Raw genomic sequence first — 13,427 nt, 5'->3', positions numbered from 1 at the left:
GATCACCCATGAAAGCAAGAAATTTATCCGTTAACATGCTTAGGCCAATTTCTTTAGCAAGATTGCTTTCATCTGGACATACACTTTACTATATTGCATTTGTTTTTAAAGAGAAGGAGTGTGTGGGCTTATGGAGCAGTCTTCATTGATCAAACCGGTCCTGGGAGGAGCCTACCCGACTATCAGTCATGGTCAGGGAGTTTTTTTATACGACAAAGATGGAAAGGAATACCTTGATGCTTCTTCAGGTGCTGTTACAGCCAATATTGGCCATGGAGTCCAGGAAATCATTGAAGCGATGGTAAAACAGGCTAAACAGGTTTCATTTGTGTATCGTTCCCAATTTACCAGCGATGCTGCAGAGAAACTTGCCGGAAAAATTGCAGAATTGACCAAAGGGGAACTGACATACAGCTTTTTTGTAAACAGCGGCTCCGAAGCGACTGAAACGGCATTGAAAATTGCCATTCAGCATTGGCAGGAAAAAGGGAAGCCAAAGAAACAGAAAATCATATCGAGATGGATGAGCTACCATGGCATCACGATGGGAGCTCTTTCAATGTCTGGACATCCGATTCGCCGGGAAAGATTTACTCCTATGCTTGAATCATATCCTTCTGTATCTCCTCCATATTGTTACCGATGTCCACTTCAACTTGATCCACATACATGCGGAATGTCCTGTGCTTCGGAATTGGAAGCATCAATCCGGCGTATTGGCAGTGAAAATATAGCGGCTTTCATTGCAGAACCTGTTATCGGCGCAGCCGGAGGGGCCATTGTTCCTCCTGATGGTTATTTTCGAAAACTCAAGAAAATCTGCGAAGAGAATGATATTTTATTCATTGCGGATGAAGTAATGACCGGATTTGGACGCACAGGTAAGATGCTTGCTTCCGAATATTGGGATGTGGATCCTGATATTGTAACATTCGGTAAAGGTATGAGCGGGGGGTATACACCGATAGCGGCCGCAGTAATGACCAAAAACGTGATGGAGCCCATAATGAAAGGCTCGAAGTCAATTATAGGAGGCCATACTCTAAGTGCAAATCCGTTATCGTGTGCGGTATCTTTGGCCGTTTTAGAATATGTCGAAAGGAATGAACTTGTGGAAAAATCAGCCGACAGAGGGAATTACCTGATTAGGGGCCTGAAAAAGTTGGCAGGGAAGTATTCCTTTATCGGAGATATACGCGGGAGAGGTTTATTAATTGGCATCGAATTTGTCCAGGATAAAGCAACTAAGGCTCCATTTCCGAAGGAGGCAGACGTGACTAATGAAATCATTGAATTGGGAATGAGGAATGGAATCCTTCTTTATCCCGCAGCTGCAGGCCTTGACGGTGTAACAGGGGCAGCGATCATCATCTCCCCGCCGTTAACGATATCGGAAGTGGAGTGTGCTGAATTGTTAATGAGGGTCGATATAACTTTTTGGCAATTTAATGAATTGATAGGTAAACGGGCATCACAACAAGGAAGTGAGTCATAGTGGTGGAAAATACATTCCAGAAGATTTGTTGTTTGGAGGATGTCCGCCATCACTTTAAAGATAAACAGTCCATCCTGTTTGGGGGATTCGGTGGCATAGGGACGCCTCCGGGATTGATCAATCTGATTTTGGAATCAGGTATTAAGGATTTAACCTTGATTGGGAACGATACAGGTTTCCCCGATATCGGAATCGGAAAACTGGTCACCCAACGCCGTGCGAAAAAAGTCATCGTTTCCCATATCGGTTCCAATCCAAATGCAGGACTATTAATGAACAATGGAGAACTCGAAGTGGAGTTCTCTCCCCAAGGGACACTTGTCGAACGCATCCGGGCCGGAGGGATGGGACTCGGCGGGATATTGACTGATATTGGAATTGAAGCTGGTATCGTCCGGGACGGCAAGCAAACCGTAAAGCTAGGTAAGAAAAATTATCTGGTGGAACCGGCATTAACTGCGGATATCGCCATTGTTTACGCAGAAATGGCAGATCCTTATGGAAATCTTATATTTGATAAAAGTGCCAGGAACACGAATCCAATCGTTGCTGCGGCCGGTCAAATCACTATAGTCGAAGCCATGCAAATCGTTCCGCTTGGCACTTTGGATCCAGAGGACATCATTGTACCCGGTGCCTTTGTGGATTATATCATTCCATCAAAAGGAGTCGATTGGAAATGGGTTTGGGAACCGGAGATAGAAACAGAATAGCGAAACGGGCAGCAGCAGAAATAAGCGATGGGATGCTGGTCAATTTGGGAATTGGCATTCCATCACTTGTACCGAATCATCTTTTGAATGATCATAAAGTTATGTTTCATGCAGAAAATGGCCTCGTGGGAATTGGCAGTACTCCTGAAATGGGGAAGGAAGATGCGCATCTTTGCAATGCTGGGGGACTGCCGATCACCATTAGAGCCGGGGCTTCTTACTGCGACAGTACTGTTGCATTTGGGATGATACGACGAGGCAGGGTGGATATCACGATTCTAGGAGCCCTTCAAGTAAGTCAAGTGGGGGATCTCGCTAATTGGATTGTCCCGGGAAAGCGGGTGCCAGGCATGGGCGGTGCAATGGAACTGGCTGCGAAGGCAAAAAAGGTCATTGTCTTGATGGAACATAACGATAAAGCGGGCATGTCTAAATTAGTCAAAAAATGTACGTTGCCGTTAACTGCCAAAAAATGCGTACATATGATCATCACCGAATTAGGCGTGTTTTCCGTAACTTCGGAGGGCCTCCTATTAACTGATGTATTTGATACGTCCAGCATTCAGGAAATCAGGAATCGGACCGAAGCCTCGTTTACCGTCTCTGAAAACATCCATAATTTAAAAGAATGAGAGAGGAGAATGGATATGTATGAGGAAAAAATAAGTACATGGTTGAATGAACATCGGATGAATGGGGTTCAGCTTTTGCAGAAACTGGTTCAGGAACCGAGCAAAAGGGGGCAAGAAGGAAGTGCACAAGCAATAGTGGTCGAGAAGTGCAGACAACTTGGACTAGAAATAGATCTTTGGGAGATCGGGGATGAACAATTAAGAAAACATCCCCATTTTTATTGCGACCGAAGGGATTTTAAAGGTAATCCGAACCTTGTGGCTATTAAAAGAGGAACAGGCAAGGGGAAATCCCTTATTTTAAACGGACATATTGATGTAGTTCCTGAAGGAGATCATGCAGCATGGCACGATGATCCGTATAGCGGCAAGTTGATAGACGGGAAAGTCTTCGGGCGGGGAACGACGGATATGAAAGGCGGCAATGTATCCTTATTACTGGCCATCGAAGCGATCGTCGAATCTGGAATCAAATTGAAGGGAGATGTGATATTCCAGAGTGTGATTGAAGAAGAAAGCGGTGGTGCCGGCACACTTGCGGCAGTCTTACGGGGGTACAAAGCTGATGGTGCAATCATTCCGGAGCCTACAAATATGAAACTATTCCCTTTACAGCAAGGTTCGATGTGGTTTCGACTGAGAATAAAAGGCAAGTCTGCACATGGAGGCACGAGGTATGAAGGAGTCAGTGCAATAGATAAAGCGGTTGGTGTAATGAAAGAAATCAAGTTGCTTGAACAAGAACGGAATGAGTCACTCCGTCATTCACTCTATAAAAATGTCCCTATCCCGATTCCAATCAACATAGGTAGCATTCAAAGCGGGAATTGGCCTTCCTCTGTGCCGGATACAGCCGTTCTAGAAGGTAGATTCGGCATCGCCCCGACAGAAACCATGGAAGAGGCACAAAAATCGCTGAAGGAGCGAATAGATGCTTTAAACCGGAGTGATGCATGGTTCGAAGAAAAACCTATTGAATTAGAATGGTTTGGGGCCAGGTGGCTGCCTGGCAATCTCGAAATAAATCACCCGCTAATGAAGACAATTGGCACATACTATGAAAAAGTGGTAGGGGAAGAACCGCTTGTCGAAGCGTCCCCTTGGGCGACGGATGGAGGGTATCTATCATCGGTTGGCTCTACCCCCGTAGTTGTGTTTGGACCAGGGGAAACGAAGATGGCCCATGATTCGAACGAATATATAGAGGTCGATAAAATGATGGAGGTTGCGAAAATCATCGCATTGACCATTATTGAATGGTGTGGGGTGGACCAGGAATAATCATTTTTACCAAGGTCTGATTCCAGGTAGGGTCAGGCCTTTCGCAACACATTTTCGAAGATGTGAAAGGAGCGGACAAATGGAGGCTGGAATCATTGAAAAAAGAATTCAAAAGCCAAGATGCACCATACATATTACGATCGATCATTTTAATAAGCGAATCAGGGTTGATGATTATCTAGGTCATTTTCAAGATTGCGTGGAGGAATCTTTGAAGGTGGCTAAAGGCATATCAGCAGAAAAAATCATCTTCAAGTCACGCAGGGAAAACGTTATGGCATTGCTTTCTCAAGGCTTTCTATATGAAGGAAGCATCGATAAATTCTTCTTGGGAAGCGATTGTTTCTTCCTTGTTAAATATAACCGGAATGAAAGGCGCAACAGTGCAGAATGGGAGAAGGAAGATCAAATCCTTAACGATGTTCAGAGACTGCCGACAAAATCCGGACTAGATGATCCGCCGTCAGCCTATCAAGGCCGTAAAGCAGAAGTTACCGATGCACTTCAGCTGGCCCAATTGTATGGTAAGGTTTTCGAAGTGTATCCCACACCGATGAATGATCCGGTATATGTGAAAAAGTGCATGGAAATGGGAACGGTTTTTTATATTTATGTCCATGAAGAGAGGATCGTCAGTGCTGCTTCCGCAGAAATTAATTCCTTTTACCATAATGCAGAAATAACCGATTGTGCGACAATGCCAGAACATCGGCAGTACGGCTTGATGAAACACTTGATTTCCTCGCTTGAAGACTATCTTATTTCACAGGGCATTTATTGTATCTATTCGATTGCCCGGTCGCTCTCATTCGGCATGAATGCTGCATTGCATCAGCATGGTTACTCGTACCGCGGACGTTTGGCAAATAATTGTTATATCTTTGATAAACTGGAAGATATGAATCTTTGGGTGAAAAATTTAACTTGAATGCTCATTTTTAGGCGGTTGATGACAAGTTTTTGGCATTTCCTCATATACATTTAGCAAGAAGGTCTTGAGGAGGGATATCTTGCCAAGTGAATTTTTTAATACAAGTGAAGTGTTGGAAGCGATATTAGAAACCATTGATGAAGGCATTCATGTGATAGATCCAAAAGGACAGACCATCTTTTATAACGGAGTGGCGGCCAATCACGATGGGATGAAAAGAAGTGAGGTACTTGGGAAACCGTTGCTTGAAGCCTTTCCATCTTTGAATCATAAATCATCAACCTTACTCCGGGTCATTAAATCTGAAAAACCAATCTACAACTATAGTCAATCGTATGTAAATGCACATGGGCGAATCATTGAGACGCTAAATACGACACTTCCCATATATGTTGATGGGTTTATGATAGGTGCAATTGAAATTGCCAAGGATTATTCAAGCTTGAAGCAATTATCTGAAAGGTTAGCTGATCTGGAAAGCTCGCTCAAGACGATCAAAAGTCCTGAAAGGAAAAAGCCTGCGAACGGCGGATTATATTCTTTCACGGAAATCCTGACAAATGATAGTGAGTTTAAAGGTTTGATATCACAAGGGAAAAAGGCTGCTCGCTCCTCCTCATCGGTATTGGTTTATGGGGAAAGCGGTGTAGGAAAAGAGCTTTTTGTTCAAAGCATCCACCAGGATTCGAGCCGAGGTAAAGAACCTTTCATCGCGCAAAATTGTGCTGCCCTACCAGAAAGTTTATTGGAATCGCTTCTATTCGGTACGGCAAAAGGAAGCTACACTGGTGCTGTGGAACGTCAGGGATTGTTTGAGTTAGCCAACGGCGGAACCTTGTTTTTGGATGAATTGCAATCGATGCCGATTGACTTGCAGGCAAAGCTTCTGCGTGTACTTGAAGATGGGTTCATCAGGAGGATAGGCGGCACAAAGAGTGTACAGGTGGATGTCAGGATCATGGCAGCGATGAATATAGATCCGAAAAAGGCGGTATCGGAAAACAGGCTAAGGCCGGATTTATTTTACCGATTGAACGTATTGAGCTACGAGCTGCCTCCGTTAAGGGAGCGGATTGATGATATAGAGCTTCTTTCTGAACATTTCATATCAATATTTAACAGTAAATTAGGACTGTCGATAAAAGGCATGGATGAGAAGAATAAGGTTTTTTTTCGGAAATATCATTGGCCTGGAAACGTCAGGGAGCTTAAACATACGATAGAATTCATGATGAACCATACGGAGAATGATGTTTTGAATCTTGAAGATTTGCCCCAATTTTTAAAAAAGCCCACCCCATCAGAAAAAATACTTCCGCTTCGTGAGGCCATGATTGAGATGGAAACAAAATTGATTACCGAGGCCCTTCTACAAACGAAGGGTAACGTTTTCCAGGCATCGAAGCTATTGCAAATTCCAAGACAGACCTTGCAATATAAAATAAAAAAACATATTTGAATAAAAAAATCCGGATGCAGCCAGCAGTCCGGTTTTTTTTATGGGTACTCGAATTTTTAGGTCATTTTGGCACCCTTCTTGCATTTAATACTACTATCATAACTCAGGAGGTATAACCATGTTATTTGACTTATATAAGCCAGATCGCAACTGGAAAGATATAGAGCTATGGAAAGATGTAACCGAAGAACAATGGAACAACTGGCTTTGGCAGCTTACGAATACGATCCGAACTGTTGATGATTTGAAAAAAGTGATAAACCTGACTCCGGATGAAGAGGAAGGTGTGAGGATTTCCACAAAAACCATTCCATTGAATATCACCCCTTACTATGCTTCTTTAATGAATAAAGATGACCCAAGGTGTCCAATCAGAATGCAATCGGTCCCAATCTCGGAAGAAATGCATAAAACCAAATATGACATGGAAGACCCCCTTCATGAGGATGAGGACTCCCCTGTACCGGGACTGACCCATAGATATCCGGATCGCGTTCTTTTTTTGGTGACGAATCAATGCTCCATGTACTGCCGTTATTGTACGCGAAGACGCTTTTCAGGCCAAATTGGCATGGGCGTGCCAAAAAAACAATTGGACGCAGCAATCGGTTATATACGTGACACGCCGGCAGTTCGGGATGTCCTTATTTCCGGCGGGGACGGATTATTGATCAATGACACGATCCTTGAATATATCCTCAAAAACTTAAGGGAAATTCCTCATGTTGAAATAATCAGGATAGGTACGCGGGCTCCGGTTGTTTTTCCTCAAAGAATCACTGAAAATTTATGTGCCATTTTAAAAAAATATCATCCAGTTTGGCTGAATACTCATTTCAATACCTCGATAGAAATTACCGAGGAGTCAAAGAAAGCATGTGAGATGCTTACCGATGCAGGTGTACCTGTGGGCAACCAGGCAGTTATTTTAGCGGGGATAAATGACAGTGTCGCAATCATGAAAAAGCTGATGCATGATCTTGTTAAGATCCGTGTCCGCCCTTACTATATTTATCAGTGCGATCTCTCGGAAGGCATCGGTCATTTCAGGGCTCCCATTTCAAAAGGGATTGAAATCATCGAGGGGCTGCGAGGCCATACATCCGGGTATGCTGTACCGACATTTGTTGTAGATGCACCAGGGGGAGGCGGGAAAATCACACTGCAACCGAATTATATTCTTTCACAATCACCGACAAAAACAGTGCTTCGTAATTTTGAAGGAGTGATTACAACATATCCCGAACCTGAGAATTACGCACCAGGACTTGCTGATGATTATTTCAAAGGGATATATCCTGATATGGAAGAAAAACGGTCAGATATAGGAATAGCTGGTTTGATGAACGACAAGCAATTCAATTTAGTGCCTGAAGGGCTGAAGCGAATGAATCGCCGTGAAAATTACGTTACCAACCCGGAGCATGCTTCATTAAAAAATCAACGTGAAAAGCGAGATCAATTAAAAGAAAAGAAATTCCAGGCACAACAAAAGAAGAGTACTCCAAAAGGGGATGAATAGCATGGAAACTTGTCCATGGTGTGAGATAGGAAAACTTTCATCGGTAACTGGTACGGTCTATTGGGAATTACCAGATGGGACGCGAGCCGTTGAAATTACTGAAACTCCATCTTCCCATTGCGAGAATTGTAAAGCTCTTTTTCAGAGTGATGAAATTGTAAAAGAAATTGAAGATCAGCTATTTTTAATTGATTCGAAACAGTTAGGGAAACAGACGACGTATGACGAGTTATTGAAGATGAAGCGGGTGTTAAAGCGGAATTATTTTGATTTTGGGAAATAAAAAAATAATTATAAGTTGCCTCATCTACTTTTTTTTGGTGAGGTTTTTCTGTGCGCCCGGCGGTGCGGTCTATAGGGTGTACATCTCGAACGGTGAAGGCATTAGTAGCGATTGCTTTCCGTGGTGACGCGGAATTCCGAAGGAAGCAAGCGGTAAATTGAGATATATTATTTTGGAAGCCTCTTTTGGAGAGGTCTTTTGAAATTTCTTCAATGGGTATTAGGGTAGATGAAAAAGCACTGTTAAAACAACTAATATTTATTTTCAAAATACGAAGAGCAGAAATAATAATGAAAGACCAATTGAACAAAATTAAGATACCTGCGGCTGTCGTAATGTACTCGTAAATTTAATGAAGGAAGAGGGAGTTCCTTAAACTTTTTTAGCTTTTTAGAGAACAAAGCTTGAGCATCACCGCCATCTGCGATGGTCACAAGGAGTGTTGTTACCTGAAATAATGAAACGGTCATCGTTGAAAAACCAGCTAAGATAATAGTTGCATTAAATACATGTGGAAAAAAGAAAAATGATATTTATCTAGTGCCGTTACAAAAGGACTTTCCTTTTCATTAAACTCCCCATGTGCAGTCATATAAACTGCAAGTCCGAGTGAAATGATATAAATCACCACTAGTACTATTAACATTATGATTCCCGCTTTGGGAGCATCTTCTTTCTTTTTTAAGTCTCATGGCCATAAGTCCAATTACTTCTATTCCTCCATAAGCGTAAAGGCATAGATTAAGGAAGACCAAAAACCTTTCCAACCTTCGGGAAATAGTTCATTGACTGAATTAGGAAAACCAGCATGTTTTACATCCCCGTGAATCCATCCGAACACGGCAGCCGCTGCAAGAATAATAAATATAACAATAGCCGCCGTTTTGATAACGGCCAGTAAATTCTCTACTTTATCAAAACCCTCATTGCCGGTTAAAACGACAATAATCGTGAGAATGGCGTATCCAGCTGCAAAGAGCCAAAGAGGAACATTTGGAAACCAAAATCTTGATAAAATCGATGAGCCGTTAATTGGCTACCCATAATCAGGATGTTTGAACTCCAATAGTTCCAGCCGCAGCTTAATCCGGCCCAACGCCAATAAGCTTTGTTAACATAGTAGCAGAAAGATCCATCTTGAGGATCTTCAGCCGACATTTTAGCTAATAGGCTGTATACAATATAGGTTCCAATAGCTGCTAAAATAAAGGAAAGGACAATTGAAGGGCCTGTTATTTTTATACCAATGGCCGATCCAAGAAAAAATCCAGTACCAATCGTGCAGCCAACCCCTATTAAGGACAATTGCCACCATTTTAAATTTTCATCTTCACTCACTCCCTTTACTTTGACCACTATGAATAAAAATATCCGTGCAGTATCTCCTCACATATTCAAATTCCTTTTCAAAGCAAGTAGGTATTTAGATTACCTGTTTCTCTGAACATGAACATGCCCTCAAATGAATTCATGCATTTTTATCACGCCTTAAAGTGTCTATGTTAGAAATTACCATCATCGATAAACATTATTTGGGATAACTTAGAAATGAAATCTTAAAAGAAAGGATACATATATGAAAATAAAATGGGTTTTATTAGCTATTCTTTCTACCATAGTTAATGTGCTTTCTGGCTGTGAATCATTAGCGGTCTTAGATCCTAAAGGACCTCAAGCCCAAACGCAAGCCAATGTGATTTGGCTATCAATTGCGATCATGGCGGTTATTGTTATTGTTGTTTGTGCCATTTTAGTCTTTGTGTTAACGAAATACCGTGACTCTAAACTACCTAAAGATTATGAACCACCCTACATTGAAGGGAATCATGTTGTTGAAACGATTATTGTTGGGGTGCCAATTTTAATCGTCATTTTCTTCTCCGTTGTTTCTGTAATTTCCAATAATAAAGTGGAAGCCACTCCGGAAGGGTACAAAGGTCAAGATCCATTAGTTATTTACGCTTCGTCATCTGACTGGAAGTGGCATTTTAGTTATCCAGAAAACGATATCGAGACAGTAAACTACTTGTATATTCCAACAAATCGACCACTTGAATTTAAACTTTATTCATTCGGGCCTATCACGAGTTTCTGGATTCCACAACTTGGCGGTCAAAAATATGCCATGTCTAACATGGTGACCACATTACACTTAGCAGCGGACGAATCAGGGGAAATGATGGGACGAAATGCAAACTTTAGTGGGAAAGGATTCGCTGAAAATACGTTCCACGTCGAAGCGATGTCTCAAGATAAGTTTGATGAATGGGTAAAGGAAGTTAAAGACACTGCGAAACCTATTACTGAAGTAAGATTCAATGAATTATTAAAACCGGGTCATGAGGGACAGTTAACGTTCACTGGAACCCATTTAGACTTCTCACCAGCTCCAGAAGGTGAAAATGCTGGACATCATCATGGCTCAAGTGACTCTAACGCGAATTCAAAAGGTGAACATATGGAGCATGATCATAAGTCAAGTAATAGTAAGGAAAAATCAGCACACAATCATGAATAATTTCTTAGTCTATCTCAAGAAAAATATGTTCAGAAAGGAAACACAAAAGTATGGGTTTTTTCTCTAGATTTCTTATACCTAATCCTAGTCCCGTCATTTACTCATCAATGGTGGCCATTGGTGTTACTGTTCTCTTGATCATTGTTGGTATAACCCACTTTAAAAAATGGTTTTATTTATGGAGTGGCTGGCTAACAACAGTCGATCATAAAAGAATAGGTATTATGTATTTAATATCTGCTTTGTTGATGCTGTTTCGTGGTGGGGTAGATGCTGTGATGATGCGTGCGCAACTTGCCGTACCGGATAATAAATTATTAGATTCACAGCACTATAATGAAATTTTTTCAACACACGGGGTTGTGATGATTCTCTTTATGGCGATGCCGTACATTATGGCCTTAATGAATTTCGTAGTGCCATTACAAATTGGAGCCCGAGATGTAGCATTCCCACGTCTAAATGCCATAAGTTTCTGGTTATTTTTTATGGGTGCGATGCTATTCAACATCTCTTTTGTAATTGGTGGTTCGCCTGATGCAGGGTGGTCATCTTATTTCCCGCTTGCAGGTAATGAATTTAGCCCGCATGTTGGAACGAATTATTATATGATTGGTATTCAGATAGCCGGAATAGGTACATTAATGACGGGGATTAACTTTTTGACGACTATTCTTAAAATGAGAGCACCCGGTATGACATTAATGAAAATGCCAATGTTTACATGGTCTGCTTTAGTCACAAGCATTATTATCATTTTCGCATTCCCTGTATTAACAGTGGCGCTGATCATGGGAACAATGGATCGACTATTCGCAACCAAGTTTTTCACGATGACTGATGGCGGTATGGATATGCTTTGGGCTAACCTGTTCTGGGTTTGGGGACATCCTGAAGTATATATCTTAATCTTGCCTGCATTTGGTCTTTTCAGTGAGATTATCCCAACCTTTTCACGACGTAACCTATATGGCTATCGATCAATGGTTGCTTCAATGGTATTTATCTCTATATATTCATTCTTCGTTTGGACGCACCATTTCTTTACAATGGGGCAAGCAGCATATGTTAATAGTATTTTCTCGATTACAACGATGGTAATTGCTATTCCGACTGGAATCAAGATCTTTAACTGGTTGTTCACGATGTGGAAAGGTAGAATCAGATTTACCGTACCTATGCTTTATTCAATAGGTTTCATACCTCTTTTCACAATCGGTGGAGTTACCGGGGTTATGCTTGCGATGTCAGCGGCGGATTATCAATACCATAATACAATGTTTTTAGTAGCTCACTTCCACAATGTCATTATTCCGGGTGTAGTATTTGCTGTGCTTGGTGCCGGAACTTACTACTGGCCGAAAATGTTTGGTTTCATGTTGAATGAAAGGATTGGGAAATGGGCGTTCTGGTTTCTAACCATTGGTTTTTGCTTAGCATTCTTCCCTATGTATATCACTGGTTTAGATGGTCAAGCACGTCGTATATACACATACTCTGAATCGACTGGATTTGGACCATTGAATATGATTTCGTTTATCGGGGCAGCTTTAATGGCAATCAGCTTTGTATTAATCGTATATACGATTTACTATAGCATTCGCCATGCTCCAAGAGATGTTAGTGATGATCCGTGGGATGCACGTTCCCTTGAATGGGCTACTCATAATCCAGTACCAGAATATAACTTTGCTATTATTCCACAAGTGAACTCAAGGGAAACGTTTTGGGATGCTAAATATAAAGGTCATGAATTATTCAAGGGTGACTATGAAAAAATTCATATGCCCAATAACAGCGGCGTACCGTTTATCATGTCCTGTATCTTCTTTGTCTTTGGATTTGCGTTAGTATTCAGCATATGGTTTCTTGCGATTATTGGGTTAATCGGTATCTTTGTTTGCATGGCTCATCGCTCATTCGAAATAGATCATGGGCATTACATTTCTGTAGAAGAAATTAAAGAGACAGAAGCAAAATTTGGGGGTGTTAATAAATGGAAATAGATCACTCGCAACCTCTTGAATATAGTACGGAACAAAATCGTCTAAATATTTTAGGCTTCTGGATTTTCCTTGGAGCCGAAATTATGCTTTTTGCAACACTCTTTGCATCATATTTTACATTAGTTGATCGTACGGGTAACGGTCCTACTGGAGCAGAAATTTTTGAAATCACTCCAGTACTTGCTGAAACATTCTTGCTCTTAACAAGCAGTTTTGTCATCGGGCTTGGAATTCATGCCATGCGACTCGGCAACAAGAAAGCCATGTTGACATTCTTCGTAATCACTCTCCTTCTTGGATTAGGATTCTTAGGATTTGAAATTACTGAGTTCATTACCTATTATCGCGAAGGAGCTACACTGCAAACTAGTGCATTTACATCGATGCTCTTTACAACATTAGGGACACATGGAGCACATGTTACATTAGGACTTTTCTGGGGGTTATTTATTATCCTTCAAGTGAAAAAACGTGGGTTGACACCTGAAACAGCCAATAAATCCTTCATTTTCTCTCTTTACTGGCATTTCTTAGATATCGTTTGGATCTTCATCTTCACCTTTATCTACATGAAAGGAATGACATAA

11 protein-coding genes and 2 pseudogenes are annotated in these 13,427 nt (G+C 41.4%); 12 read left to right on the top strand and 1 reads right to left on the bottom strand.

Annotation, left to right across the window (positions count from 1 at the left end):
- Positions 1-130: 130 nt before the first annotated feature.
- From AC3ISB_RS16355 to AC3ISB_RS16315, 9 genes and pseudogenes are all read left to right on the top strand, one after another.
- Positions 131-1,495: an aspartate aminotransferase family protein gene (locus tag AC3ISB_RS16355; RefSeq protein ID WP_098369334.1), complete on the top strand. Its 1,365-nt coding sequence runs from the start codon at positions 131-133 to the stop codon at positions 1,493-1,495.
- A 23-nt stretch (positions 1,496-1,518) separates the two neighbouring features.
- Positions 1,519-2,208, top strand: coding sequence for a 3-oxoacid CoA-transferase subunit A (locus AC3ISB_RS16350; protein WP_260398130.1), 690 nt, complete (start codon positions 1,519-1,521; stop codon positions 2,206-2,208).
- The gene (locus tag AC3ISB_RS16345) at positions 2,175-2,840 is read left to right on the top strand and encodes a 3-oxoacid CoA-transferase subunit B (protein ID WP_098369617.1); all 666 of its coding nucleotides are present in this window, start codon (positions 2,175-2,177) and stop codon (positions 2,838-2,840) included. The genes AC3ISB_RS16350 and AC3ISB_RS16345 overlap by 34 nt, the downstream gene beginning before the upstream one ends.
- A 9-nt stretch (positions 2,841-2,849) precedes the next feature.
- Positions 2,850-4,121, top strand: coding sequence for a peptidase (locus AC3ISB_RS16340; protein ID WP_452450375.1), 1,272 nt, complete (start codon positions 2,850-2,852; stop codon positions 4,119-4,121).
- A 79-nt stretch (positions 4,122-4,200) separates the two neighbouring features.
- Entirely contained in the window at positions 4,201-5,049 is an 849-nt protein-coding gene (ablB, locus tag AC3ISB_RS16335) for a putative beta-lysine N-acetyltransferase (RefSeq protein WP_098369336.1), read from the top strand.
- An 82-nt stretch (positions 5,050-5,131) separates the two neighbouring features.
- Positions 5,132-6,511, top strand: a complete 1,380-nt coding sequence (locus AC3ISB_RS16330; protein WP_489273724.1) for a sigma-54 interaction domain-containing protein — start codon at positions 5,132-5,134, stop codon at positions 6,509-6,511.
- 118 nt (positions 6,512-6,629) lie between these two features.
- Positions 6,630-8,033 carry a lysine 2,3-aminomutase gene (gene kamA / locus AC3ISB_RS16325; protein WP_098369338.1) on the top strand — a complete coding sequence of 468 codons (1,404 nt, stop codon included), beginning with the start codon at positions 6,630-6,632 and terminating at the stop codon, positions 8,031-8,033.
- A 1-nt stretch (position 8,034) separates the two neighbouring features.
- Positions 8,035-8,316 carry a YokU family protein gene (locus AC3ISB_RS16320; RefSeq protein ID WP_144528986.1) on the top strand — a complete coding sequence of 94 codons (282 nt, stop codon included), beginning with the start codon at positions 8,035-8,037 and terminating at the stop codon, positions 8,314-8,316.
- Positions 8,317-8,528: 212 nt separating this feature from the next.
- Positions 8,529-8,585, top strand: a pseudogene (locus tag AC3ISB_RS16315) (hypothetical protein); the annotation flags it as partial.
- Here the strand turns inward: AC3ISB_RS16315 and AC3ISB_RS16310 are convergent.
- A pseudogene (locus tag AC3ISB_RS16310) lies at positions 8,573-9,672 on the bottom strand (amino acid permease); the annotation flags it as partial. The pseudogenes AC3ISB_RS16315 and AC3ISB_RS16310 sit on opposite strands and share 13 nt — an antisense overlap.
- Positions 9,673-9,892: 220 nt before the next feature.
- Between AC3ISB_RS16310 and qoxA the strand changes: the two are divergent.
- From qoxA to qoxC, 3 genes are read left to right on the top strand one after another with little or no spacing between them, the layout of a single operon-like run.
- Positions 9,893-10,834 carry a cytochrome aa3 quinol oxidase subunit II gene (gene qoxA / locus AC3ISB_RS16305; RefSeq protein WP_480339414.1) on the top strand — a complete coding sequence of 314 codons (942 nt, stop codon included), beginning with the start codon at positions 9,893-9,895 and terminating at the stop codon, positions 10,832-10,834.
- A gap of 50 nt (positions 10,835-10,884) precedes the next feature.
- Positions 10,885-12,840 (top strand): cytochrome aa3 quinol oxidase subunit I, encoded by a 1,956-nt coding sequence (gene qoxB, locus AC3ISB_RS16300; RefSeq protein ID WP_480339415.1) that lies wholly within the window; start codon positions 10,885-10,887, stop codon positions 12,838-12,840.
- Positions 12,831-13,427 carry a cytochrome aa3 quinol oxidase subunit III gene (qoxC, locus tag AC3ISB_RS16295; protein ID WP_098369342.1) on the top strand — a complete coding sequence of 199 codons (597 nt, stop codon included), beginning with the start codon at positions 12,831-12,833 and terminating at the stop codon, positions 13,425-13,427. Before qoxB ends, qoxC begins: the two co-directional genes overlap by 10 nt.

It is taken from the genome of Peribacillus sp. GL_122, assembly GCF_057835005.1.
The sequence above is the reverse complement of the archived record's forward strand: the minus strand, read 5'-3'. Positions and strand labels throughout refer to the sequence as shown.